Source organism: Cardinium endosymbiont cBtQ1 of Bemisia tabaci, assembly GCF_000689375.1.
Classification (GTDB): Bacteria; Bacteroidota; Bacteroidia; order Cytophagales; family Amoebophilaceae; genus Cardinium.
Genome location: NZ_CBQZ010000001.1, coordinates 99429 through 122277 on the forward strand (window position 1 = coordinate 99429; position 22849 = coordinate 122277).

Annotated in this window: 33 protein-coding genes; 30 read left to right on the forward strand and 3 right to left on the reverse strand. The window is 37.1% G+C overall.

The window, feature by feature from the left end:
* Positions 1-13 precede the first annotated feature (13 nt).
* The 22 genes from rpsC to rplQ all read left to right on the forward strand — a co-directional run bounded on the left by rpsC (position 14) and on the right by rplQ (position 10722).
* Positions 14-721, forward strand: coding sequence for a 30S ribosomal protein S3 (rpsC, locus tag CHV_RS00460; RefSeq protein WP_034576361.1), 708 nt, complete (start codon positions 14-16; stop codon positions 719-721).
* Positions 722-766: 45 nt separating this feature from the next.
* Positions 767-1186, forward strand: a complete 420-nt coding sequence (rplP, locus tag CHV_RS00465; RefSeq protein WP_034576362.1) for a 50S ribosomal protein L16 — start codon at positions 767-769, stop codon at positions 1184-1186.
* Between the two features lie 86 nt (positions 1187-1272).
* A complete protein-coding gene (rpmC, locus tag CHV_RS00470) occupies positions 1273-1494 on the forward strand; it encodes a 50S ribosomal protein L29 (RefSeq protein WP_034576363.1) in 222 nt (73 codons plus the stop codon).
* Positions 1481-1735, forward strand: a complete 255-nt coding sequence (gene rpsQ / locus CHV_RS00475) for a 30S ribosomal protein S17 (RefSeq protein ID WP_034576365.1) — start codon at positions 1481-1483, stop codon at positions 1733-1735. The genes rpmC and rpsQ overlap by 14 nt, the downstream gene beginning before the upstream one ends.
* Positions 1736-1737: 2 nt before the next feature.
* Positions 1738-2106, forward strand: coding sequence for a 50S ribosomal protein L14 (rplN, locus tag CHV_RS00480; protein ID WP_034576367.1), 369 nt, complete (start codon positions 1738-1740; stop codon positions 2104-2106).
* A 3-nt stretch (positions 2107-2109) separates the two neighbouring features.
* Positions 2110-2457, forward strand: coding sequence for a 50S ribosomal protein L24 (rplX, locus tag CHV_RS00485; RefSeq protein ID WP_034576369.1), 348 nt, complete (start codon positions 2110-2112; stop codon positions 2455-2457).
* Positions 2450-3004 carry a 50S ribosomal protein L5 gene (rplE, locus tag CHV_RS00490; RefSeq protein ID WP_014934292.1) on the forward strand — a complete coding sequence of 185 codons (555 nt, stop codon included), beginning with the start codon at positions 2450-2452 and terminating at the stop codon, positions 3002-3004. Before rplX ends, rplE begins: the two co-directional genes overlap by 8 nt.
* Before the next feature lie 11 nt (positions 3005-3015).
* Complete coding sequence (gene rpsN, locus CHV_RS00495; protein WP_034576371.1) at positions 3016-3285, forward strand: 30S ribosomal protein S14; 270 nt, start codon at positions 3016-3018, stop codon at positions 3283-3285.
* Positions 3286-3342: 57 nt separating this feature from the next.
* On the forward strand, positions 3343-3747 hold the full coding sequence (gene rpsH / locus CHV_RS00500) for a 30S ribosomal protein S8 (protein ID WP_034576372.1): 405 nt from the start codon (positions 3343-3345) through the stop codon (positions 3745-3747).
* A gap of 11 nt (positions 3748-3758) precedes the next feature.
* Complete coding sequence (gene rplF, locus CHV_RS00505; RefSeq protein WP_034577015.1) at positions 3759-4310, forward strand: 50S ribosomal protein L6; 552 nt, start codon at positions 3759-3761, stop codon at positions 4308-4310.
* 50 nt (positions 4311-4360) lie between these two features.
* A complete protein-coding gene (gene rplR, locus CHV_RS00510) occupies positions 4361-4708 on the forward strand; it encodes a 50S ribosomal protein L18 (RefSeq protein WP_130721415.1) in 348 nt (115 codons plus the stop codon).
* A gap of 6 nt (positions 4709-4714) precedes the next feature.
* Positions 4715-5230: a 30S ribosomal protein S5 gene (gene rpsE / locus CHV_RS00515; RefSeq protein ID WP_034576376.1), complete on the forward strand. Its 516-nt coding sequence runs from the start codon at positions 4715-4717 to the stop codon at positions 5228-5230.
* A gap of 6 nt (positions 5231-5236) precedes the next feature.
* Positions 5237-5416: a 50S ribosomal protein L30 gene (gene rpmD / locus CHV_RS00520; protein WP_034576378.1), complete on the forward strand. Its 180-nt coding sequence runs from the start codon at positions 5237-5239 to the stop codon at positions 5414-5416.
* A 6-nt stretch (positions 5417-5422) separates the two neighbouring features.
* Positions 5423-5881, forward strand: coding sequence for a 50S ribosomal protein L15 (gene rplO, locus CHV_RS00525; protein ID WP_034576380.1), 459 nt, complete (start codon positions 5423-5425; stop codon positions 5879-5881).
* Entirely contained in the window at positions 5874-7166 is a 1293-nt protein-coding gene (secY, locus tag CHV_RS00530; protein ID WP_034576381.1) for a preprotein translocase subunit SecY, read from the forward strand. Before rplO ends, secY begins: the two co-directional genes overlap by 8 nt.
* A gap of 158 nt (positions 7167-7324) precedes the next feature.
* Positions 7325-7561: a translation initiation factor IF-1 gene (gene infA, locus CHV_RS00535; RefSeq protein ID WP_014934283.1), complete on the forward strand. Its 237-nt coding sequence runs from the start codon at positions 7325-7327 to the stop codon at positions 7559-7561.
* A 2-nt stretch (positions 7562-7563) separates the two neighbouring features.
* On the forward strand, positions 7564-7680 hold the full coding sequence (rpmJ, locus tag CHV_RS00540; RefSeq protein WP_034576383.1) for a 50S ribosomal protein L36: 117 nt from the start codon (positions 7564-7566) through the stop codon (positions 7678-7680).
* 3 nt (positions 7681-7683) lie between these two features.
* On the forward strand, positions 7684-8061 hold the full coding sequence (rpsM, locus tag CHV_RS00545; RefSeq protein ID WP_014934281.1) for a 30S ribosomal protein S13: 378 nt from the start codon (positions 7684-7686) through the stop codon (positions 8059-8061).
* A gap of 63 nt (positions 8062-8124) precedes the next feature.
* Positions 8125-8517 carry a 30S ribosomal protein S11 gene (rpsK, locus tag CHV_RS00550; protein ID WP_034576384.1) on the forward strand — a complete coding sequence of 131 codons (393 nt, stop codon included), beginning with the start codon at positions 8125-8127 and terminating at the stop codon, positions 8515-8517.
* Positions 8518-8558: 41 nt separating this feature from the next.
* Entirely contained in the window at positions 8559-9167 is a 609-nt protein-coding gene (rpsD, locus tag CHV_RS00555) for a 30S ribosomal protein S4 (RefSeq protein ID WP_034576386.1), read from the forward strand.
* 41 nt (positions 9168-9208) lie between these two features.
* Positions 9209-10192, forward strand: coding sequence for a DNA-directed RNA polymerase subunit alpha (locus CHV_RS00560; RefSeq protein ID WP_034576388.1), 984 nt, complete (start codon positions 9209-9211; stop codon positions 10190-10192).
* A gap of 59 nt (positions 10193-10251) precedes the next feature.
* The gene (rplQ, locus tag CHV_RS00565) at positions 10252-10722 is read left to right on the forward strand and encodes a 50S ribosomal protein L17 (RefSeq protein ID WP_034576389.1); all 471 of its coding nucleotides are present in this window, start codon (positions 10252-10254) and stop codon (positions 10720-10722) included.
* Between the two features lie 149 nt (positions 10723-10871).
* On the opposite strand, the gene CHV_RS00570 is transcribed toward rplQ, so the two are convergent.
* Positions 10872-11564 carry a ComF family protein gene (locus tag CHV_RS00570; RefSeq protein ID WP_034576390.1) on the reverse strand — a complete coding sequence of 231 codons (693 nt, stop codon included), beginning with the start codon at positions 11562-11564 and terminating at the stop codon, positions 10872-10874.
* Between the two features lie 140 nt (positions 11565-11704).
* On the opposite strand from CHV_RS00570, the gene CHV_RS00575 reads away from it, so the two are divergent.
* From CHV_RS00575 to mnmA, 6 genes are all read left to right on the forward strand, one after another.
* On the forward strand, positions 11705-12967 hold the full coding sequence (locus CHV_RS00575; protein WP_034576392.1) for a M16 family metallopeptidase: 1263 nt from the start codon (positions 11705-11707) through the stop codon (positions 12965-12967).
* 146 nt (positions 12968-13113) lie between these two features.
* On the forward strand, positions 13114-13563 hold the full coding sequence (gene rplM / locus CHV_RS00580; protein WP_034577018.1) for a 50S ribosomal protein L13: 450 nt from the start codon (positions 13114-13116) through the stop codon (positions 13561-13563).
* A gap of 10 nt (positions 13564-13573) precedes the next feature.
* Positions 13574-13963, forward strand: a complete 390-nt coding sequence (gene rpsI / locus CHV_RS00585; RefSeq protein ID WP_034576393.1) for a 30S ribosomal protein S9 — start codon at positions 13574-13576, stop codon at positions 13961-13963.
* A 30-nt stretch (positions 13964-13993) separates the two neighbouring features.
* Complete coding sequence (gene rpsB, locus CHV_RS00590; protein WP_034576395.1) at positions 13994-14932, forward strand: 30S ribosomal protein S2; 939 nt, start codon at positions 13994-13996, stop codon at positions 14930-14932.
* Positions 14933-14968: 36 nt separating this feature from the next.
* Entirely contained in the window at positions 14969-15802 is an 834-nt protein-coding gene (gene tsf / locus CHV_RS00595; RefSeq protein ID WP_034576396.1) for a translation elongation factor Ts, read from the forward strand.
* Positions 15803-16011: 209 nt separating this feature from the next.
* The gene (gene mnmA, locus CHV_RS00600) at positions 16012-17118 is read left to right on the forward strand and encodes a tRNA 2-thiouridine(34) synthase MnmA (protein ID WP_034576398.1); all 1107 of its coding nucleotides are present in this window, start codon (positions 16012-16014) and stop codon (positions 17116-17118) included.
* 37 nt (positions 17119-17155) lie between these two features.
* Here the strand turns inward: mnmA and CHV_RS00605 are convergent, their stop codons facing one another.
* On the reverse strand, positions 17156-19084 hold the full coding sequence (locus CHV_RS00605; RefSeq protein ID WP_034576401.1) for a RecQ family ATP-dependent DNA helicase: 1929 nt from the start codon (positions 19082-19084) through the stop codon (positions 17156-17158).
* Between the two features lie 160 nt (positions 19085-19244).
* Complete coding sequence (locus CHV_RS00610) at positions 19245-20204, reverse strand: hypothetical protein (RefSeq protein WP_034576402.1); 960 nt, start codon at positions 20202-20204, stop codon at positions 19245-19247.
* 311 nt (positions 20205-20515) lie between these two features.
* Here CHV_RS00610 and CHV_RS00615 point away from each other — a divergent pair, with 311 nt between their 5' ends.
* Entirely contained in the window at positions 20516-21319 is an 804-nt protein-coding gene (locus CHV_RS00615) for a DUF3108 domain-containing protein (RefSeq protein ID WP_165393837.1), read from the forward strand.
* Between the two features lie 28 nt (positions 21320-21347).
* On the forward strand, positions 21348-22778 hold the full coding sequence (gatA, locus tag CHV_RS00620) for an Asp-tRNA(Asn)/Glu-tRNA(Gln) amidotransferase subunit GatA (RefSeq protein ID WP_034576406.1): 1431 nt from the start codon (positions 21348-21350) through the stop codon (positions 22776-22778).
* The last annotated feature ends 71 nt before the right edge of the window (positions 22779-22849 follow it).

The window sequence follows — 22849 nt, forward strand, 5'->3', positions numbered from 1 at the left end:
TAATAATACTACAATGGGTCAAAAAGTTAATCCCGTCGGTTTTAGAGTTGGGTTTATTCGTAAGCCAGATTCTAGTTGGTTTGCATCAAAATCCTCCTATGTAGAAAAATTAATGGAGGACGAAAAAATACGTACTTATCTAGATGCGCGAATAGCCAAAGCTAGTGTTGCTAGAATACTTATAGAACGTGCCGGTAAAAAAATTACCATTACCATTCGAACTGCTCGCCCAGGTATTGTTATTGGGAAGTCCGGTGCAGAAGTTGATAAGGTAAAGGAAGAGTTAAAAAAGCTAACCAGCAAGGAAGTTGAACTTAATATTGTTGAAATAAAAAAACCAGATCTGGAAGCTAAGCTGGTTGCTTTGCAAATTGCCCAACAGATTAGAGGTCGTATGCCTTATAAGCGTGTAGTAAAGCAAGCTATAGCTGCCGTGATCCGTTCTGGTGCGCAAGGTGTTAAAATTAAGGTTTCCGGTAGATTAGATGGCGCTGAAATGGCTAGGTCGGATGAGTTTAAAGAGGGATCTGTTCCACTCCATACCCTTCGTAATGATATAGACTATACAGCGGTCGAAGCCCATACCATTTATGGAAGAATAGGCATTAAAGTTTGGATTTCTAAGGGAGATGTTACCGTTAATCATCTCCAGCGTTCAGTTGGTAAGCCTCCTAAAGTAGGAGAGAGGGGGGGCTTGCTTCCAAGGAGCGAAGGTAGTTAAGCCCTGCATTGCAACCATATTAATTTTTGCATTCTATAATAAAAAATGTTACAACCAAAACGAGTACGTTACAGAAAAACGCAGAAAGGAAGAATAAAAGGCTTATCAATGAAAGGAAATTCATTAGAATTTGGTACCTTTGGGCTGAAGGCATTAGAACCCTCATATATTACTGCTAGGCAAATTGAGGCCATGCGTATTGCCATTACAAGAGAAATGAAACGGCAAGGGCAGGTTTGGAATAGAATCTTTCCAGATAAGTCCTTAACCAAAAAGCCAGCTGAAGTAAGGATGGGTAAAGGTAAAGGTGCTCCCGATTCTTTTGTAGCCGTTGTTAAGCCTGGTAGAATTCTCTTTGAGTTAGATGGTGTATCTAAAGAAGTCGCAGCGCGTGCCATGCGTCTTGCTATGCATAAATTACCTATTAAGGCCCACTTTGTAGTCCGTAGAGATTATGTGCAGTAGGAGTAGGTTTCAGTTATTGAAAAGTTTTTTGCCTATGGTTAACCTATTACTTTAACAAACTATTTAATAAGTAATAAGTTTTTAAAATGAAGTACAAAGAAATTCAGTTGCTTTCTTCTAAAGAGCAAAATAATAAATTAAAAGAAGCTTTAGATTATTTACTTAAATTGAGGCTTGCCCATTCGGTTTCTCCAATTGAGCATCCGATGAAAATAAGAGCGGCTAGAAAATCTATTGCAAGGTTAAAAACAGCTCAGAACAGTTTTCGAAGCAACCATCAGAATCGTAACCACTATGCTGAGAAATAGAAGAAAAGAAAAGGTAGGAAGGGTTACCAGTAATAAAGCCCATAAGACCATAACCGTTGTAACAGATACCAAAGCTATACACCCCGTATATGGTAAGTTTGTAAAAACATCCACCAAATTTATGGCACATGATGAAGAAAACAGCTGTAGTATTGGTGATCTGGTAAAAATTATGGAAACCCGTCCTTTAAGTAAAAAAAAGAGATGGAGATTGGTTCAAATCATAGAAAGAGCTAAGTAAAAATGATACAACAGGAATCGATACTAAAAGTAGCTGATAACAGTGGTGCAAAAACAGCCCTTTGCATTCGCGTTTTGGGTGGAACCCGTAAGCGTTATGCCCAAGTTGGTGATAAAATTGTAGTAACCGTAAAAACAGCTAACCCTTCTAGTGCCCTTAAAAAGGGTACTATTTCCAAAGCCGTTGTGGTTCGTACTCGAAAAGAAGTAAGGCGTAAAGATGGTTCTTACATTCGCTTTGAAGACAATGCTATTGTTTTAATTGAAAACAACAATGAGCCCAAAGGAACCGGTGTTTTTGGCCCAGTAGCTCGAGAAGTTCGAGATAATAAATTTATGAAAATAGCCTCTTTAGCTGACGAAGTACTATAAAGCATGAAGAAAACAATAAAAAAAAGTTTTAAGATTCATATTCGAACAGGAGACCGTGTAAAAATTTTGACTGGTAAACACAGAAACGAGCAAGGAACTGTTTTAAAAGTATTCCCTAAAAAATATCGGGCTGTTGTTGAAGGTATGAATATAGTAGTTAGACATTTAAAGCCTTCTACTGAGCATCCTAAAGGAACCATCCAAAGGCTACCCTCTTCTATTCATATTAGTAATCTGATGTTAATGGATGCAGTAAGCGGATCTGCTACTCGTGTAGGGAGAAAGTATAATGAAGCCGGTAAGCTCCAGCGCTATGCTAAAAAAACAGGAAATTTTATAAAAAATGGTTAAGCCTAGATTACAAGAAAAATATTTTGCGGAAGTTATTCCTTCGCTTAAGGATTTATTCGGATACAAATCGGTTATGCAAGTCCCCAGGTTACATAAAATATGTATCAATCAAGGGTTAGGTGATGGTGCATCCAATAAAAAATTAATTCAGCTTGGATTAGAAGAATTAACTGCTATTGCTGGGCAGTGTGCCGTGGCTACCCGTGCTAAAAAATCAGTTTCTAATTTCAAGCTTAGAGAAGGTATGCCTATTGGTGTAAAAGTTACCTTACGCGGCAGGCTTATGTATGAATTTCTTGATCGTTTTATATCCATTGCACTTCCTAGGATTAGAAATTTTTGGGGATTGAAGGCCAACGGGTTTGATGGAAAAGGCAACTATAACGTAGGGATTCAAGAGCAAATTATATTTCCAGAGATTAGTATTGATAAAGTAATCAAGATCAACGGTATGAACATAACTTTTGTTACAACTGCTCAAAACAATGAAACCGCATTTCAACTTTTAAAAGCTTTAGGGATGCCCTTTAATATGGTGCAAGATTAAATTAAAAGGTTATGGCAAAAGAATCAGTCAAAGCAAGAGATAAGAAAAGAAGACATTTGGTAGCCAAATATGCCGCTAAAAGAGCTGCATTAAAAGAGCAGGGTAACTATATGGCACTCGATAAACTTCCCAAAAATAGTTCCTCAGTTAGATTGCGTAATAGGTGTAGTATAACCGGTAGAGCCCGTGGATATATCAGAAGATTTGGTATTTCCCGGTTAGTCTTTAGAAAATGGGCTTTAGAAGGGAAGTTACCAGGTATACGGAAAGCAAGTTGGTAGTCAGCTAACCTATAAGTCTATATACCTGTTTTTATTATTTGTTAATATATAATCACCATGACTACAGATCCAATAGCTGATTATCTTACTAGAATTAGAAACGCCATTAGTGCCAAGCATAGGGTAGTAGAAATTCCCGCTTCAAAAACAAAAACAAAGCTTACAGAAGTCTTGCAAGAGAAAGGGTATATACGAGGATATAAGCTAGTCTCTAAGCCAGATAGTGTTCAGCCAGTTATCAAAATTGCCCTAAAATATGATGCTTTTACAAAGCAACCTGCTATTGTACATTTAAAACGCGTCAGTAAGCCAGGGTTGCGTAAATATTCTACTGCTGCTGCTATGCCTACTGTTATTAATGGATTGGGAATAGCCATATTGTCCACCTCCAAGGGTATTATGACTGATAAAGAAGCCCGTAAAGTTCATGTTGGTGGTGAAGTACTTTGTTATGTTTACTAAAATTAGGAAAAATGTCAAGAATAGGGAAGCAGCCCATTAATCTACCGCCAGCCGTTACCATATCGGCCCTAGATGGTGGAGTCATACAGGTTAAAGGTCCTAAAGGTCTACTGCAACAGCAAATTGATTCAACCATTATGGTTGAGATTTCCCAAGGGTTGGTTAAGCTGATACCCGTTGATGCTAAAAAATCTAAAGCCCTTTATGGTCTTTATAGAGCTTTGATTTATAATATGGTGGTAGGGGTTAGCGTTGGCTTTAAGTGTACCTTAGAGTTGGTAGGTGTTGGTTACAAAGCCAATGTCCAAGGTAGCCTCTTAGAATTGAGTTTAGGTTATTCTCATGATATTGCTTTGGTCTTACCAGAGGAAGTAATGGCTACAGCCGAATTGCCTAAAGGCAAAAATCCATTGGTTCATTTAGAATGTATAGATAAGCAGCTTTTGGGTCAAGTAGCTGCAAAAATCCGTTCTCTAAGAAAAGTTGAACCTTATAAAGGCAAAGGTGTCAGGCGTTTAGGTGAAGTAGTGCGGCGTAAGGTTGGAAAGTCTACTAAAAAGTAGCATGTATATGTTGGCCTATTTTTATATTCCTATATAGTAAAAAAATGAAAATAAAGGATAACAAAGTAGCAAGAAGACTTAAAGTTAGGAGAAGCATTAGAAAGCGTTTGCATGGAACCTTGGCTCAGCCACGTCTTTCGCTTTTTAAGAGTAATACTTGTATATATGCCCAGCTTATTAATGATGAAACAGGCGAAACGCTACTTTCTTCTTCGTTGTATAAGTTAAAAATTAGTAAAAATAATGTTGCTGGAGCATTAGAATTAGGAAAAGCAATTGCCCAACAAGCGTTGGCTAAAGGTATTACCCATATTGTCTTTGATCGTTCTGGGTATACTTATCATGGTAAAGTTAAAGCATTGGCTGAAGGTGCTCGAGCAAACGGTCTTAAATTTTAGTTAAAAATGATGTTAAGTGGTAGAAAACTCAGAGCCAGTAATTATAATCTTGAGGAGAAAGTAGTAGCCATTAAGCGCGTTACCAAAGTAGTAGAAGGTGGCCGCAGATTTAGTTCTTCTGCAGTTGTAGTAGTTGGAAATGGCGATGGTGTTGTAGGATATGGCCTTGGCAAAGCAAAAGAGTTAACAGATGCTATTGCTAAAGGTGTAGAAGCAGCCAAGCGCAACCTAATCAAAGTTCCTATCTTACGTGATACCATTCCACATAGTTCAGTGGGCAAATATGGTGGTGGCAATGTCTTGATTCAACCAGCAGCTTCTGGTACTGGCGTAATTGCAGGTGGTGGTGTCCGTATCGTCTTAGAAAGCGTAGGTATTAAAAACGTTTTGTCTAAGTCCCAAGGCTCTTCTAATCCGCACAATGTAGTTAAGGCAACTTTTAAAGCATTGTTACAATTGCGTGATCCCATAACCATTGCCAAGCAGCGTGGAATCACTTTAGATAAGCTTTTTAATGGATAAGATCTTATGGAACAAATTAAAATTACCCAGGTGCGAAGTTTAATCAAACGTCCTAAATCCCAAAAAGCAACCATTCAAGCCCTTGGATTAGGGCGGATTAATAAAGCTGTTGTGGTTGCGGCTACTCCTCAAATATGGGGTATGGTACATAAAGTCAACCACTTAGTGGTTACAGAAAAGATATAATAGCTTATGGAATTACATACACTTAAACCAGCAATAGGTGCTTTAAAGCGTAAAAAGCGCGTAGGTAGAGGGCAGGGTTCCGGTAAAGGTGGAACGGCTACACGTGGTTATAATGGTGCACAATCTAGATCTGGTTATAAAAGAAAGATTGGTTTTGAAGGAGGTCAACAACCACTCCAGAGGCGTATTCCTATGTATGGATTTAAATGTCCCACTAGAATCCAGTTTACACCTTTAAATCTTTCTACTTTGCAAGCCTTGGCAGAAAAGCATCGTGTTTCTTCTATAGATCATATTTTCTTAAGAAAGCATAATGTAATCGGTAAGTATGAAAAATATAAAATATTAGGCAATGGCCAGTTAAACCTTAAACTTTCAGTTGCCGCACATCGTTGCTCAGCTACTGCTTTACAAGCCATTCAAAATCTTGGTGGAGAAGTTACCATGTTGTCAATATATGAATAAGTTATTTAAGGTTATTAAGGATATATTTTTAATAAAAGAACTACGCATTCGTATAAGGAATACATTATTTTTTTTATTGCTTTTCCGTATAGGTAGTATCATTGTTTTGCCTGGTATAGATGTAACCCAAATTTCTGGTCATGCAAAGCGCGTTTTTGGCTTGCTCGATAGTTTTTTAGGTGGTTCACTTAGCCAGGTTTCCATTTTTTCAGTAGGCGTTACCCCTTATATCTCCGCCTCCATTATTATGCAGCTTTTGTCCATTGCCTGGCCAAAAATTCAAAAGATACAACGTGATGGAGAAATGGGGAAGCGTAAAATTGCGCAAATTTCTCGTATTTTTACTATTTTTATCGCTATTTTTCAGTCTTTTCAATATTTATTTATTGCTACAGGTAGTGGAAATGTTTCTATAAGTCGTACTTTTTTTATTTTTATTTCTATCGTTATTTTAACAGCAGGTGCCATATTTTGTATGTGGCTAGGGGAAAAGATTACCGATAAAGGGATTGGCAATGGTGTAACCATGTTAATGATGGTGGGTATTGTATCCTCTTTTCCTGCTGCTTTATACCAAGAAGCGGTATACCGTGGTAGTAAGGGTATTTTTTTATTTGTATTAGAGCTATTCGTATTGTTTTTAATTGTACTTGCGTTAGTTGCTTTTACACAAGCTACACGTAGGGTTCCTATTCAATATGCCAGGCAGTTGAGCACCAGTACCATATATGGAGGACAGCGCCAGTATATACCATTTAAGTTAAGTAGTGCAGGTGTAATGCCTATTATCTTTGCGAACCTTTTGATTTTTTGCATTTCATGTCTTTTAGGTTTTTGGAAGGATAAATTTGCTTGGTTGGATCTCATTAGTGGTATGTTGCGGGATGATACCAGTTGGTTATTTAATTTTTTGTTTGCTTTTTTGATTATTGTTTTTACCTTTTTTTATACCGCTATTACAGTCAACCCTGTTCAAATAGCAGAAGATATGAAACGTGCCAATAGCTTTATTCCTGGTGTCACCTCTGGCAATGCAACGGCCCGTTTTTTAGATGGTATATTAGACAGAATTACCTTGCCAGGCGCTATTTTCTTGGCAGTTATTGCTATTTTACCTGCTTTTGCCCGTATAGTTGGATTAAGTTTCCCTTTTTATAGATTCTTTGGTGGCACTTCTTTATTGATTATGGTCAGTTCGATGCTTGAAACCCTTCAGCAAGTTGAAAGCTATTTGTTAATGCGTCGATATGAAGTAATTATTAACAAAGGTGCTAGGTTGCAGTAGTAAGTTTTTAATAAAGTTTCCATATTTTTAGAGCTATTTGCTATAAATTTAGTATATTAGTTCCAGAAAGGTCCTTGTTTATTATATGATGGTTCTCTTTGTAAAAAGTACAAATACAAGTATATAAGCAAAAGTAAAATAAGATTATATAAGATAATATGGCTAAGATACCTCCTATTGAACAAGGTGGAATAGTGCAAGAAGCATTGCCCAATGCAGTATTCAAGGTTGCGCTTAAAAATGGTCATATTGTTAGGGCCCATATTTCTGGGAAGATGCGTAAAAATTATATTAAAATTCTTCCTGGTGACTCTGTTAGGATGGAGTTAACTCCTTATGATTTGACACAAGCCAGGATAGTCCATAGATACAAAGCAACTGAACAGTTACACTAGTTATGAAAGTTAAAACATCTATTAGAAAAAGAAGTGTAGATTGCAAAATTGTACGTCGGAAAGGTGTATTATATGTGATTAATAAAAAGCAGCCTAAATTTAAACAAAGACAAGGATAAAGTATGGCTAGGGTATTAGGTGTAGATATTCCAGATAACAAGCGTGGAGAAATTGCGCTTACATATATATATGGAATTGGCAGAAGTTCTGCAAATAAGATTCTTCAAGCAGTTCAAATGGATAAAGACCGGCGTGTCTCTACTTGGACAGATGATGAGTTAAAAGCCATCAGAACAGCTATTCGTGGTGTATATAAGATAGAAGGCGACTTAAAGTCCGAAATTCGATTGAATATTAAGCGGTTGGTTGAGATTAAGTGTTATAGGGGCCATAGACATCAAATGGGTTTGCCCGTTCGTGGGCAGCGCACTAAGACCAATGCTAGGACACGTAAAGGAAAACCTAAAACAATTGCGAATAAAAAGAAAGCTACCAAATAAAGTCTAATTTGTCATTAGGTAGTATCCTTTCTTGTCTTTAAAGAAAGTTTATAGAGCATTACTATGAAAAATATAGGAAAAAATAAAGTTAAAAAAAGAGTTGTAAAAGTTGGTAAAGAGGGACAGGCACATATCCAAGCTACTTTTAATAACCTTATTATTTCAATTACAAATGAAGTTGGTCAAGTGATTGCTTGGTCTTCTTCTGGTAAGATGGGCTTTAAGGGATCTAAAAAAAACACACCCTATGCTGCCCAAATGGCATCAGCAGACTGTGCAAAAGCTGCTTATGCGTTGGGTTTACGCCGGGTGAATGTATTTGTAAAGGGGCCAGGCATTGGGCGTGAATCAGCCATTCGTGCCCTTCAAGATCATTCTGTAGAGGTAATCTCTATAAAAGATGTTACGCCTCTTCCGCACAATGGTTGCAGGCCACCTAAGCGTAGGCGTCCATAAATAATACAATTTACTATTTTATACTAGAAGAAATATAGCGTATGGCAAGATATCGTGGTCCAAAAGCCAAGGTCGCAAGAAGATATAACAGTCCGATATTTGGTTCATCTGTTGGTAAGGTATTACAGAAAAAAAATTATCCACCAGGGCAGCATGGTAGAAGACGTAAAAGGCGTTCTCAATTTGGGCTTCAATTAATGGAGCAACAAAAAGCAAAGTACACCTATGGGTTATTACAACGTCAGTTTAAAAATCTTTGTGAAAAAGCTACTAAAAGTAAAGGTATTACCGGTGAGCTAATCCTTCAGCGGCTAGAGGCCCGTTTAGATAATACAGTTTATAGGCTAGGCATTGCCACTACACGAGGCGAAGCAAGGCAGATGGTATCCCATAGGCATATTACAGTAAATGCCAAAACAGTAGATATTCCTTCCTATACTTTGAAGCCTGGCCAAATAATAGGCATAGCAAAGAAGGCAGAAAAAATGGCTCTGATTGTTCATAATGTAGCAAATAATCCATCTAATAAATATAGTTGGTTGGAGTGGGATGCATCATTGATGGTAGGTAAGTTTCTTTCCTTTCCGCAGCGTTCTGAAATACCAGAAGAAATTAATGAACGAAGCATTGTGGAGCTCCATTCTAAATAGTCCTTCTGTTTTTTCCTTTTTAAATCAAATAAAGATTCTATATGTCCTTATTAGCCTTTCAAATGCCAGAGAAAATATTTGTGGAGCAAGTTGATTCTTTTCATGGTATTTTTAGTTTTCGTCCACTTGAAAAGGGGTATGGTACTACTATTGGTAATACACTTAGGCGTGTATTATTATCTTCTTTAGAAGGGTACGCTATTGTTTCCATTAAAATTCCTGGTGTTCGTCATGAGTTTTCTACGATTGAAGGGGTACAAGAAGATTTAGTAGAAATCATTTTAAACCTTAAGCAAGTCCGCTTAAAGAAAATTTTAGAAGGTGGCAATGATGTTATTTCTGTTCGGGTTAGTAAACCTGAGTTTCGTGCAGGTGATATTGCAGAAGCTACTTCTTTTTTTGAAGTTTTAAATCCAGATTTATTGATTTGTAGGCTTGATTCATCAGCCACTTTTGATATAGAACTTCATATAATGAAGCATAGGGGCTATCTTTCAGCTGAGGAGCATAAACCTAAAGAATCAATCTTGGATCTTATTCCTATTGATGCCATCTTTTCTCCTATTGTAAGTGTACAGTATCGTGTTGAGAATATGCGTGTGGAGCAACGTACCGATTATGAGCAATTGACATTTGAAGTAAAAACAGATGGTTCTATAAGTCCAGAAGAAAGCGTTCGGGAAGCAGCTAAGTTAATGATTCAACACCTTAACTTGTTATCTGGTCAGGAAATTGTTGTGCAATCACCAGATGATGAAATAGTTCAAATATTAGATGAAGAAACAGTGGCCATGCAGAAAGATCTTAGAACCCATATTAGTGAGCTACAGTGTTCTTCTCGTGTATTAAATTGTCTTAAATCAGCAGGTATTGAAACTTTAGAAGATCTTGTGACAGTAAAAGATTTTGATACTATGAAGTTTAGAAACTTTGGTCGTAAGTCACGTGATGAAATTGATCAACTTTTGGCAGAAAAGCATCTAAAGATTGGTATGGATCTCTCTAGATATAGGTTAGATGGATAGTTTTTATTTAAAGTTAATTCTGTAGTACATTTTAAGTAAAATTGTATTAGTATAAATCAATGAGGCACAGAAATAAAATTAATCGGCTGGGTAGGCCTGTAGGTCATAGAAAAGCATTGCTTATGAATTTATCCAAGTCCCTTGTTATGCATAAGCGTATTGTGACTACTTTGGCTAAAGGGAAAGTATTGCGTTCATTTATTGAACCTATTCTTACTAGAGCAAAGCAAGATACTACGCATGCTAGAAGAATTGTTTTTTCTCATTTTCAAGATAAAGTACCTGTAAAAGAGCTCTTTAATCATATTGCTGAGAAGATTGAACAACGTCCAGGTGGTTATACACGCATCATTAAGTTAGCCAATCGTGCTGGAGATAATGCTGCTATGTGTATGATTGAATTAGTAGATTACAATGATATCTACACAAAAGAAACCAAGGTCGTTAAGACTCCTCGGCGTAGGAAAAAGAAAAAAACTACTTCTGTTGTAGACGAAGTAGTTGCTGAAACAATTTCTGGTCAAGCATAAAATCTATACCTAAGCTTATTGGTTCTCTGGCGTTCTGTAATTGATTTTGTATAGATTTTTCCCTTATCTCAAAGGATCTAATTATAATGATGCCCATTTTTCGTGCCACTATGCCACTTCTTACTAAGACTAAATATCCCGTTTTACAGCTAAGATTCTACTATTGCTATGGTTGCAATACTTACTTTTCCTGCACCTGCTCCTAAAAGTGTATTCGTGCAAGAGGCTAATGTAGCCCCCGTAGTGAGAATGTCGTCTACCAATAGGATATGTTTATCTCTTAGTAGATCCGGGTCCCTTGCTTTAAAGGCACCTTGAAGATTGGTGATGCGTTCACTTTTGTTTTTGGTTGTTTGGGATGGCGTATAGCGTATTCGTTCTATACATCCTTCATATAAAGGTATGTCTAATACATCAGAAAGCCCTTTGGCAAAAAAATCACTTTGGTTATAGCCTCGTTCTTTAAATCTTTTGGGATGTAATGGAACTGCTGCAATAGCATCGATACTTTCCATGATAGGCGCTTTATCTAAGATATTACCATAACGTTGTCCTAATATATAGCCAATTTTCGGTTGATTTTTATACTTCATTGCACATAGTGCCTGTTCAAGATGACTTTTCTTTCTTAGTCTGTACAGCGCAAATCCGTAGGTTATTGAGGCTTTACCTACAAAATGATTCGTCGTAACATTATCTATTAATGTATGGGAATCTGTTTCTGGAAATCCGTTAAAACAGACCGTACAGATCAAAGTTTCTCCCTGTACAAGTCTATCATTGCATCCTACACATATAGGAGGAAAAAGTAAATCCAATAATCCAACTATAAATGCTTTCATAGTATATAAAGTATAAGCTTATATCGTTTCATCGCATTGATTTTGTACTTTTGTTTGTAGTCCAATAAGTTGCGTAGAAAAGAGCTACCCTTTATGTGCGTTGTCCATTCTAAATGTAATAAATTTTAAGTCTATTTTTTATGCTCGATAGAACCATTCCACCACCGTTTAAAGAAATTGATCCTATCTGTTTTCCATGGCCAGAAAGCCACTTACTTCAAAATCAAGTTCCCCTTTATGTCTTAAACATGGGCACTCAACCCATTATAGAGTTAGAGCTCATTTTTAAATCTGGTAGTTGCTATGCATTACAACCTGGTGCTGCCTATTTTACAACTGCTATGTTATTAGAGGGAACCACAACAAAAAGCAGTCAAGAGATTGCCCATATCATTGACTATTATGGTGCAACCATTGGTACGCGTGTACAGAAAGATTTTTGTATCCTCTCGCTTTCTACGCTTGTTAGCCATCTTAATCCCCTCTTAGACTTATTGGTAGAGATTCTATTAATCCCTAGTTTCCCTGAGAAATCACTCCAACGGTTAAAGCATCTTAAAGTACAGGCTATTCAAATAGCTGATAAAAAGAACCATCAGGTAGCCTATAAGCGATTTTGTACGGCACTCTTCACAGTATCACATCCCTATGGTAGACATCTAACCTTACAAGATGTAGATCAAATTCAACCGGAAGATCTACACCACCATTATAAACAGCTCTTTTTTTCGGATTGTACTGCTTTTGTTAGTGGACAAGTTACTCCATCAGCCTTAGCATCTATTAAACAGTCCTTAGCCTGTTTACCTTATCAAAAAAGCTTACAAGTAGTATCCGTCCCATCTGATCATCTTCCTGAAAAAGTCCATATAGTGGATGGAAAACATCTTCAGTCTGCTATTGTAATCGGTAAAAAGTTGTTCCTTAAAAACGAAGCAGATTTTTTACCAATGATGGTGGTCAATACCCTTTTAGGTGGGTATTTTGGTGCGCGGTTGGTACAAAATATTCGGGAAGACAAAGGCTATACCTATGCCATTCACTCGAGTATAGTTGCGTTGTTACACGCTGGTTATCTTGTTATTACCACAGAGGTAGCCCAAGCAGTCACAGAAGAAACCATTCAAGAGATTTATAAAGAAATTGCAATATTACAGAATGAACAAGTTTCCCAAGAGGCTTTGGAAAATGTTAAAAATTACTTACTAGGTCATTTTTTAACTATGATTAACGATCCCTTTTCAATCATGGAAAAATTTCAAGGAGCCTATCTTCATGGCTTAGATCAAAATTATTATACTGCATTTTACCATCATGTACGCAATATAACCCCCTTAGAAGTTAGAAACTTAGCACAAAAATACTTATCTTTGAATTCCTTTACAGAAGTAGTTGTGCGGTAGTATCCTTTATCAGGAGCTATTATAGGTTGGTTCGATGGCTTTCTATTTGTGTTTTACACAATAAAAAAGTATATTTGAACCTGTTAGTTATTTTTCTTTACCGTCCTCAAAATTTTTTTGTTGGTTCAACTTTTTCTTTAAAAAGCGTGGATTATATTAGTTATAAGACAAAATATGCGAACAAGCAGGGTGTCAATAAACAATGGGTTGTTGTTGATGCCTCCTCTCAGCCGTTAGGTAGGTTGGCTAGCCAGGTTGCTTACCTTATTCGTGGTAAACACAAGACTAATTTTACCCCTCATTTAGATGGGGGTGATCATGTAATTGTTTTGAATGCCGAAAAAGTAGCTTTATCAGGTAATAAATGGAGAGAAAAGATCTATACCACTTATTCAGGCTATCCCGGTGGATTAAAGCATGCTACGCCTCAAGAAGTTCAAGCTTCGAATCCCAAGCGTATAATAGAACATGCGGTAAAAGGAATGTTGCCTAAAAATAGATTAGGAAGAAAGTTGCTCCATAATTTACATGTTTGTGCATCATCTATTCATCCCTATGCGGCTCAACAACCAACCGCGATTACTCTAAAATATTAATCATTAACGGATGGAAACAGTTAACGCAGTAGGTCGAAGAAAGACCGCCGTAGCTAGGGTATATCTTGTTAAAGGGACAGGTGCTATTACCATTAATCATAAGTCGCTTACAGGTTATTTCCCAGTAGAAGAAATTAGCTTAATCGTTCAGCAGCCTTTGGAAAAGTTAAATATAGTAGGCCAGTATAATTTAAAGATTAATGTTACCGGTGGGGGAATGCGTGGCCAAGCTGAGGCCATTCGTTTGGGTCTTGCTAGGGCACTTTGCAAATTAGACTTAGAAAACAATAGACCTATACTAAAGAAAGAAGGTTTTCTAACTAGGGATGCTAGGGTCGTGGAGCGTAAGAAATATGGTCATAAAAAGTCCAGAAAGAGATTCCAGTTTACCAAACGTTAAGCCTACAGTTATTATTTCTTATTACCCATAATGATGCAATTAGAATTTAAAGCACTACTTGATGCCGGCGTCCATTTTGGTCATTTGACTAGAAAATGGCATCCTAAGATGGCTCCCTTTATTTTTATGAAACAAAATGGCATACATATTATCGACTTAAATAAGACGATAGACTGTATGCAGAAAGCTTCTTTGCAACTAAATGCAATCGCGCAAGCTGGAAAAAAAATTCTCTTTGTCGCTACTAAAAAGCAGATTAAATCTTTTGTAGAGCAGACTGCGAAAGATTTAGGTATGCCCTATGTTACAGAACGGTGGCTTGGTGGCACACTGACTAATTTTCTAAATACGCGAAAGTTATTGAGGCGTATGCTTACCATAGAGAAAAATATGCATACACTTGCCTACAAAAGTTTGGCCAAAAAAGAAAGATTGGTTATTGCGCGGGAGCAAGAAAAGCTTAATAGAATATTGCAGGGATTGGTAAATGTTACTAGGCTACCCTCTGCATTGTTTGTAATTGATATCAAGGAAGAACATATTGCTGTTAGGGAAGCCAGAAAATTAGGGATTCCAGTTTTTGCGCTTGTAGATACCAATACAAATCCAGATATAGTTGATTTTCCTATTCCTGGTAATGATGATGCATGCCGTTCTGTCGATATAGTAGTGCGTTATCTTGCTGATGCAATTAAAGAAGGCGTAGAATCCTATAAAAAAGAGAAAGCAGCAACCATCCCTCAACAAGAAGAAGCAGTTGGTCATTCAGCTAATAAAGTAGTCCCTGAAAGAGGTCTAAAAGTAGTGCAAGGTGTGGTAATCAAGAAAAAAGGTTCTTCCCGGTCTAAATTTTCTACTCCTGCAGCTAAAACAAAAGTAGTACAGGCTACTGCCTCCCTTAAAGATCAGTCAGTTAACAGAAAAGACGTAACCCCTACCGTATCCCTTAAAGATCAACCCGAAAAGTAAAAATAACTATTACCTCATTTGAATATTTTATAACATATGGTCGTTACCGCGCAGGATGTAGCTGCACTAAGACAAAAAACAGGTGCAGGAATGATGGATTGTAAAAAAGCCCTGATGGAAGCACAGGGTGATTTTACACAAGCAATTGATTTTCTTAGAAAAAAAGGGCAAAAAATATCTGTAGATCGTGCTACATATCATACAAGTGAAGGAGCTGCTTTTGCTGCTGTGGGTTTGGATCATAAGGTCTCGTTTTTGTTGGTGCTGAACTGTGAAACAGATTTTGTAGCTAAAAACGAATCGTTTTTGCAGTTGGGTCAATCTATTTTAGCAGTTGCAGTAGCACACAGGCCTACCTCTATAGAGGATTTACAAACTTTACCATTGGGCAATCAAACGGTCCAAGAAGCTATTGTGGCATCTACTGGTACCATTGGTGAAAAAATTACCATTTCCAGTTATGAAACCTTGACAGCTGAAACAACAGTTGCTTATATCCATACTGGTAACCGTTTAGCCGTTCTAGTAGGATTAGAAGGTGCGCAAGGTGAACAAGTGCGCATTGCAGGTAGAGATGTAGCTATGCAAATAGCTGCCATGGCACCAGTAGCACTTGATAAAGATCAAGTTGACCCTGCTATAGTAGCAAGGGAGTCCGCTATTATCCATGCACAAGTTATAAATGAGGGGCATAAGGATGATAAAGTAGAGAAAATAACACAAGGCAGGTTACATAAGTTTTTTCAAGAAAATACACTGTTGCAACAGCCATTTGTGAAAAATACTAAGTTAACCGTTGCCCAATACCTTCAAACGGTTGCACCATCTTTAACCGTTACCGCATTCAAGCGTATTGCGGTTGGCCCATAACCTCGTTCTTTTATAACCAAAGAACACTATTTGGGTCGCTTGCTGTCGCATTAGCTATTTTATGCTTATCTGTTGCCTATAGGCACTATATATCGCTTACAGGTAATAGATAAGTATGTATCACCTTTTTTTAATCTACTAAATAGTCGAGCTTGTTGTCCCCTAAATTATATAATATCTTTAATAGATTTAAAGTTTAACTAGATTAGATGAGCAAAAAAGGCCGTGTATTAGTAGCCATGAGTGGTGGCATAGATAGTTCTGTAGCGGCTGTAATGTTACATGAGCAAGGATATGAAGTAGTAGGTATTACCATGAAAACATGGAATTATACAACTAGTGGTGGTAAAAAAAAAGAAACGGGCTGTTGTAGTTTAGACGCCATCAATGATGCCAGGAATGTAGCGGTTGAGTTGGGATTTCCTCATATTGTTTTAGACATAAGGGAAGCATTTGGTAGCTATGTAATTGACCATTTTAAAGCTGAATATTTGGCTGGTAGAACCCCTAATCCATGCGTATTGTGCAATACCCATATTAAATGGGATGCCCTTTTACAACGTGCCAATAAATTAAATTGTGATTACTTAGCAACCGGTCATTACGCAAAAGTACGCCCATCGGGAGGCCGTTATATTATTTCTAAGGGATTAGATGGTAAGAAAGACCAATCATATGCCCTATGGGGCGTTTCTCAAGAAAGTCTAAGTAGGACTTTACTTCCGTTGGGTGGGTATACAAAATCTTTTATTCGCGCATTTGCTGCTGAACGTGGCTTTACCGACTTGGTGCATAAGTCTGAGTCATACGAAATATGTTTTATTCCCGATAATGATTATCGTCGATTCTTAAAACGACAGCTTCCTGGATTAGAAGAACGGGTTAAAGGTGGTACATTTATCTTAGAAGATGGTACCGTGGTCGGCCATCATGAAGGATATCCTTTTTATACCATTGGTCAGCGTAAAGGATTGAATATTGCTTTAGGCTATCCAGTATATGTAACAGCTATACGCAAGGAAACGAATCAAGTAGTGTTGGGTACTTTTGATCAGTTGCTTCGAGATGGTATGTATGTACACCAACTCAATCTATCTAAATATATAGACCTTAAAGGTAAGAAGTTGGATACCCTTACCAAAGTTCGGTATAATGATCCTGGCACCCCTGCTGTAATTGAGCAGGTAGGTAATCAAATGCATGTATTTTTTGGTACCGGTGTACATGCGGTTACACCAGGTCAAGCTGCTGTTTTTTATGAAGAAGAAGATGTAATAGGAGGGGGGTGGATTTTATCCGCTTTTCAAAAAAAGTAGGCCACTTCTATTATATATTCAACAGATAGCATGAAGCTTATCCATGTAGCGGCTTTGAAGCTTCATTGATTTGTAGTTGGCCAGGCTTTTGATAATATATTTCTTTTGCATCTAGCATTGTTCTTATAATATGTAAGATTTCTTTTTCTTTATCATAATCAACTGTTTCTATTATCTTTTTAAGGTCCTGTTTGCCATTTCTAATGGCATCCATGATGTAATCGCGGCCTTCTAGCATCACAGAATGGTTTATAGCTTCGGTTCTCTTTTTTTTACAAATATCGCATTGGTTGCAAGTCGTTTCAGCTTCATCAAAATAATCTAATAATGTAGCCAAGCGGCACCATCGATCGTTCGTAACATATTGTATAACAGCTTCTATTTGCTGATAGGCTATTTTATTTTTTTGCTCAATTTTATGAATAGGCAATGGCAATTCAGCGGCAAGATAACGTGGTGTTAAGAAAGTAATTTGTGGACTGGCTTTTTGTGGAAGGTATTCTAGAATCTTGAGTCGATGTAGGGCATGTAATTGCTCCGCTATTTTGTATTCCGTAAGCTGGATAAACTGGGCTATTTTTTTTTCAATAATTTTACAATACGGTGTAAACAGTGTACCACCATAGAGCCTTAAAAGGGCTTTAATACATAAGTCATAAACCGGATGACGAAGTTGAAACGCATACAATGCTTCCCTAGATAGCAAAAAATAGACTCTAGAAGGTTGGTAATAGGCTTCGTTAAGTTGTATAAAACCCTCTGACTCTAATGCTTTGATGCCATAGTAGGCTTCTTTTGCGTACAGACCAGTTGTTTGTTTAAAGTCCTCTAAATCAAAATCATAGGTAACGAAAGCATGAGAGCCTACTGCGATTTTATAGTAATTAACCAAATGTTGGTAAACTTTTCTAACTTGATCAATAGTAGGGTAACTTTCTTTCCACTTTTGTTTTAAATGTGCAATGTCTTGTCCATCATACCAAAGAATAGCGTAGGCTGTAGCATTATTGCGACCTGCCCTTCCTGCTTCTTGACAATAGGCTTCTAGGGAAGTAGGTAGATCTAAATGCATTACTAAGGAAACGTCTGCTTTATCAATCCCCATACCAAAAGCAGCTGTCGCAACCATGGTTCGTACTTTATTTTCGCTCCATAAAGCTTGTTTTGTAGCTCGATCAGTCGTCGTTAAACCAGCATGGTAAAATGCACTCGTAATACCATTTTTTTGCAAAAAGGTAGCGATGGCTTCTGCTTTTTTGCGTGTATTTACATAAATAATAGCTGGTCCAGTACTCTGTTGTAATGCCTTTAGTAGTTGTGTTTCTTTTTGATCTGTTTTGCGTACCCAGTAGACTAGATTAGGCCTATGAAAAGTTTGTGCAAAAAGAAGAGGATGGTTTAGTTGCAAACAATCTTGAATATCCTGTTTAACCGTTTTAGTGGCAGTAGCTGTAAAGGCCACCGTATTGGCCTTTGGAATCGTTTGCTTAAAGTGGGCAATTTCTAAATAAGAGGGTCTAAAATCGTATCCCCATTGTGAAATACAGTGGGCCTCATCTACTACTAAGGTGGTAATAGCCATAGTAGCCGCACGCAGTTTAAAGAGGTCAGTCTGTAAGCGTTCTGGGGATACATACAATAATTTAACCGTACCATATACACAATTATCTAGTCTTCGTTCTATTTCCAAACTAGACATCCCTGAAAAAATAGCTTCTGCTTGAATACCTTTTTGCGTAAGTTGTGTTACTTGATCTTTCATAAGCGCAATAAGGGGCGTAACTACTAAGGTCAAACCTCTTTTCCGTAAAGCTGGTAATTGAAAACAAAGCGATTTTCCACTTCCAGTAGGTAAAAAAACCAATAGGTCTTTGCTATCTAAAATACCCTTAATGATTGCTTCTTGAAAAGGTCTAAAGGAAGTATAGCCCCAATGTTTTTTTAATAAATCATAAATTTTATCCATGGCTGGAGGCGGCTTTATACTGTTTTAAAAGCCCGTTACTAAAGGATAAAGCATATGGCAATGAAATACTTGTATAGATTGAAATTTCACCTGCATGGCATACCATGCAACCCTTACAAGGCGCAAAAAATATACCAATAATACATTATAGTTCAATCCGTTAATATTGGTATATATTTATATTCATACTACTGTAAAAATCTCCTATAGGTTTAAGATAGCTCGTTAGTAATTTGATGTCATCTATTTTTTTAAATTCTAGTTCCCATAAAATACCATTTAATTTGCTAATGCCATGCGGTAATGTTGATAGTAAATCTTCATAACTTAAACTATACAGATCATTGGCCAATTGATCAAGCAGCCTTAAGCTCGTTGCAATCGCATTTTTATTTTTTTCATATTTATAGAGCTTAGCGCTATGTAGTACTTTATTTATCTGTTTTTCTTCCTGGATTGATTGCCATAGTTGTTGCCCCGTTTTATGCCCATCTTTTTTCCATTTTACCAAATAACGTTGAAGCCTGTTTAGCTTATTATGCAGCATATAATTGCTCTCTGGCTTATTTTGTATGAAATATAGACACTCTTGGTATGCTAGTATGGTCTTAGTAAGCTTAATGGTTTTTGGGTTACCATATTTTTCTGCTATACAAGTTTTAAATGCTTGCATTAGCGTAGTATTAGCTTGTAGCTTTTTCATTGAGGCGGTTAACTCTTTTTCATTTTCTTTTGTAGGCGCTTTGAACAGTTTCCCGAGGCAATCATAGTAGCTTTCCAGAAGGTTAGTATCGATACTGTGGTTTTGTTGCAGCTTTTTTATTATTTTTTCTTCTATTTCTTCCTTAAAAAAATTGTTCCAAAGCTCATCTGGTTTTTCTTCTGTATCAGTTATGCACCATTTCTTCGTTCTATTTTCTAACTTTTTTCTAAAATCACTAATCACATCAGGTGATTCTAGTATAGAAATTGTTTTTTCGAATGATTCTATTCTACTCAGCTGAAAGTCGTTCTGGGTGTAGTACCCCTCTTCTTCTTGACTGATATATTGATTGTTACAGGTAGATCCACAGAAAAGAAGCAGTGCAAGCGTATGACTAGGATATTTTCTTAAATTCATTTTTTTAAATATATTATAGCTGTTAGCTGTTTGAAAGTATTGACTATAGTATTGATTACATCAACTTATAGTATAGCCCCCATTGAGGACTTAGCCAAGATAGTTTTTTATCTCTTTTTTTCCTATTGCTAGCTTTTTATTTTATGAATAGCTTGATTCCCTGCTAACCTCTTGTCTATTTTATTTGGTCAACTGTTTTTTTTGTTGTAAAATTATACATTTTACCAACTAGTTATTTTTCTAATTAAGCTAATATTTTGATGGGTATGGTGGTAATAAGATATGTAAAGAAGTTTTTTGTCTGTTGCCTAATGAGTACTTTTTTACGTGGTATATATGCTAAAGCTGCTGGCACAGTTCAACCTCCTTTTCTTCTAGGGGAACGGTTAGAGTATCAAGTTTGTTACAGTTTTATCCATGCGGGTACTGCTACCATGTATGTAGATGAGCAGTTGCATAAGCTAAATGGACACCTTTGCTATAAAGTTCAAGTAAAGGGTGTTTCTAGTAATGCATTGGCTGTTTTAGGGTTTAAAGTGTTGGACACATGGGAAAGTTATTTAGAAGCTGATCTTTCGAATCTACTGCGGCCACATAGATGTGTCACCCATCTTCAAGAAAATGGTTATGTAAGACAAGAGCAAATTGATTTTGATTACGCATCCAATCAAGCCAGGGTAGAAGTGGCTGAAGGTACCCATAATATGGAACCTGAAGTTACCTATCATCCCCTCTCTAGTGTTCAAAACATCAAAGACTTAATCAGTGGTTATTATGCATTGCGTTCTATTGATGCTACAAAACTAAAACCAGGTGATAAGCTTACGGTCACTGTATTGTATGACCAACAGATTTATAAAGATGTTGGCATTTTATTTCTTGGAAGAAAGAAGATTGAGACCAAATTGGGCAAAACATCCGCGTTGGTTTTTGCACCCTTGGTGCCTATTGAGGATAGTATATTTTCCGGAGAGCGCCCAGTAGAAGCATATATTTCAGACGATGCCAACAAAGTTCCTCTAAAATTGAAAGTTAATCTAGCAGTAGGTTCAGTAGAAATAGCACTCACTGATTGCCAAGGTCTTAAAGAGCAGATTGATTTTCAGAAACCTTAATTTTTATTTTTATAATTTTCTCTTTTATATGCTCCATTCTGCCTATTCTTTTAGCCTACTTCGGTTGTTATGTGCATCAAAAAAAGTTACTGCTATGCAAGTAGTTGATCAGCTCTTGCAACATATTGAAACACAAAAAAATTTAAATGCCTTTGTGAATGTTTATGATGAGGAAATAATAGAAAAGGCTGTTTTAGTCAATCAAAAAATAGCACAAAATAAAGGAGGTCCTTTGGCAGGGATGGTGGTGGGATTAAAAGATATGATTGCTTACAAAGATCATCCATTACAGGCTGGTAGTAAAATTTTGACCAATTATATTTCTCCATTTCATGCAACCCTTACGGAGCGGCTCTTGGCAGCTGATGCGTTGATTATTGGCCATCAAAATTGTGATGAATTTGGCATGGGCTCTTCTTCAGAGAATGCTTATTTTGGTACTGTACTAAATCCTTTAGATACAACAAGAGTTGCCGGTGGTTCTTCAGGTGGATCTGCAGCAGCCGTAAAGGCAAAAATGTGTCATGTTTCGATTGGAACGGATACAGGTGGGTCGGTTAGACAACCGGCTGCATTTTGTGGCCTTGTAGGTCTGAAACCTTCTTATGGTAGAATTTCTAGGCATGGTCTAGTTGCCTATGCTTCTTCCTTTGATACAGCTGGCATTTTAGCCCATACAGTAGAAGACTGTGCAAGTGTGCTGGAAGTAATAGCTGGACCTGATGCATTTGATAGCACTGCATCGGCTAGGGAGGTGCCCTCTTATACTAGTGTATTGCATCATTCAGGTCGTTATAAAGTAGCCTGTTTAGTAGAAACACTTAGCCATGGAGGTTTACAGCCAGAAATAAAAGACCATACATTACATGGGCTAGAACGGTTAAAAAAAGAGGGACATCAAGTAGACAATGTCCATTTTGAATTACTCAAATATGCCCTACCAACTTATTATATATTGGTCAATGCAGAGGCAAGCACGAACCTTGCTCGTTTTGATGGTATTCGTTACGGCTACCGAAGTAGCCATGCTACAACCTTAGAAGAGGTCTATATAAAGACCAGAACAGAAGGTTTTGCTAAGGAAGTGAAAAAACGGATTATGCTTGGATCATTTGTGCTCAGTGCATCTCAGTGTGAAACACACTACATTAAAGCATTAAAAGTACGTAACATGATTAAAAAAGCCATGCAAGACATCTTGAGCCATTATGATTTTATCATACTGCCTACCACTACAACTACTGCTTTTAAGGTAAATAGCTTTGTCAGTGATCCTTTATCCATGTATTGGAGCGATCTCTATACGGTATTGGCATCGGTAGCTGGCCTACCAGCTATTTCTTTGCCAAATGGTGTAGATCAAAAGGATTTACCCATTGGTATCCAAGTGATTGGTAATTATTTTGAAGAAGCCAAGCTACTTGCCTTTGCAAGCCACTTTGAATCTATTGTAAAATAGGTATAAAATGTATGCTAAGGCCATTGTAATAGGTTTTTAAATTTTTAGAGTAAAAAACCTAGATTAAATTT

Coding starts and splice junctions, on each gene's coding strand:
- rplO (WP_034576380.1), top strand. CDS start 5,423: ATGGAATTACATACACTTAAACCAGCAATAGGTGCTTTAAAGCGTAAA.
- rpsM (WP_014934281.1), top strand. CDS start 7,684: ATGGCTAGGGTATTAGGTGTAGATATTCCAGATAACAAGCGTGGAGAA.
- CHV_RS00575 (WP_034576392.1), top strand. CDS start 11,705: ATGCTCGATAGAACCATTCCACCACCGTTTAAAGAAATTGATCCTATC.
- rplN (WP_034576367.1), top strand. CDS start 1,738: ATGATACAACAGGAATCGATACTAAAAGTAGCTGATAACAGTGGTGCA.
- CHV_RS00560 (WP_034576388.1), top strand. CDS start 9,209: ATGTCCTTATTAGCCTTTCAAATGCCAGAGAAAATATTTGTGGAGCAA.
- rpsD (WP_034576386.1), top strand. CDS start 8,559: ATGGCAAGATATCGTGGTCCAAAAGCCAAGGTCGCAAGAAGATATAAC.
- rplQ (WP_034576389.1), top strand. CDS start 10,252: ATGAGGCACAGAAATAAAATTAATCGGCTGGGTAGGCCTGTAGGTCAT.
- CHV_RS00570 (WP_034576390.1), bottom strand. CDS start 11,564: ATGAAAGCATTTATAGTTGGATTATTGGATTTACTTTTTCCTCCTATA.
- rpsI (WP_034576393.1), top strand. CDS start 13,574: ATGGAAACAGTTAACGCAGTAGGTCGAAGAAAGACCGCCGTAGCTAGG.
- CHV_RS00615 (WP_165393837.1), top strand. CDS start 20,516: ATGAGTACTTTTTTACGTGGTATATATGCTAAAGCTGCTGGCACAGTT.
- rplX (WP_034576369.1), top strand. CDS start 2,110: ATGAAGAAAACAATAAAAAAAAGTTTTAAGATTCATATTCGAACAGGA.
- rpsB (WP_034576395.1), top strand. CDS start 13,994: ATGATGCAATTAGAATTTAAAGCACTACTTGATGCCGGCGTCCATTTT.
- rpsN (WP_034576371.1), top strand. CDS start 3,016: ATGGCAAAAGAATCAGTCAAAGCAAGAGATAAGAAAAGAAGACATTTG.
- rpmC (WP_034576363.1), top strand. CDS start 1,273: ATGAAGTACAAAGAAATTCAGTTGCTTTCTTCTAAAGAGCAAAATAAT.
- secY (WP_034576381.1), top strand. CDS start 5,874: ATGAATAAGTTATTTAAGGTTATTAAGGATATATTTTTAATAAAAGAA.
- rplE (WP_014934292.1), top strand. CDS start 2,450: ATGGTTAAGCCTAGATTACAAGAAAAATATTTTGCGGAAGTTATTCCT.
- rpsE (WP_034576376.1), top strand. CDS start 4,715: ATGATGTTAAGTGGTAGAAAACTCAGAGCCAGTAATTATAATCTTGAG.
- rplF (WP_034577015.1), top strand. CDS start 3,759: ATGTCAAGAATAGGGAAGCAGCCCATTAATCTACCGCCAGCCGTTACC.
- infA (WP_014934283.1), top strand. CDS start 7,325: ATGGCTAAGATACCTCCTATTGAACAAGGTGGAATAGTGCAAGAAGCA.
- mnmA (WP_034576398.1), top strand. CDS start 16,012: ATGAGCAAAAAAGGCCGTGTATTAGTAGCCATGAGTGGTGGCATAGAT.
- CHV_RS00610 (WP_034576402.1), bottom strand. CDS start 20,204: ATGAATTTAAGAAAATATCCTAGTCATACGCTTGCACTGCTTCTTTTC.
- rpmD (WP_034576378.1), top strand. CDS start 5,237: ATGGAACAAATTAAAATTACCCAGGTGCGAAGTTTAATCAAACGTCCT.
- rplP (WP_034576362.1), top strand. CDS start 767: ATGTTACAACCAAAACGAGTACGTTACAGAAAAACGCAGAAAGGAAGA.
- rpsQ (WP_034576365.1), top strand. CDS start 1,481: ATGCTGAGAAATAGAAGAAAAGAAAAGGTAGGAAGGGTTACCAGTAAT.
- rpmJ (WP_034576383.1), top strand. CDS start 7,564: ATGAAAGTTAAAACATCTATTAGAAAAAGAAGTGTAGATTGCAAAATT.
- rpsC (WP_034576361.1), top strand. CDS start 14: ATGGGTCAAAAAGTTAATCCCGTCGGTTTTAGAGTTGGGTTTATTCGT.
- rpsH (WP_034576372.1), top strand. CDS start 3,343: ATGACTACAGATCCAATAGCTGATTATCTTACTAGAATTAGAAACGCC.
- gatA (WP_034576406.1), top strand. CDS start 21,348: ATGCTCCATTCTGCCTATTCTTTTAGCCTACTTCGGTTGTTATGTGCA.
- rpsK (WP_034576384.1), top strand. CDS start 8,125: ATGAAAAATATAGGAAAAAATAAAGTTAAAAAAAGAGTTGTAAAAGTT.
- tsf (WP_034576396.1), top strand. CDS start 14,969: ATGGTCGTTACCGCGCAGGATGTAGCTGCACTAAGACAAAAAACAGGT.
- CHV_RS00605 (WP_034576401.1), bottom strand. CDS start 19,084: ATGGATAAAATTTATGATTTATTAAAAAAACATTGGGGCTATACTTCC.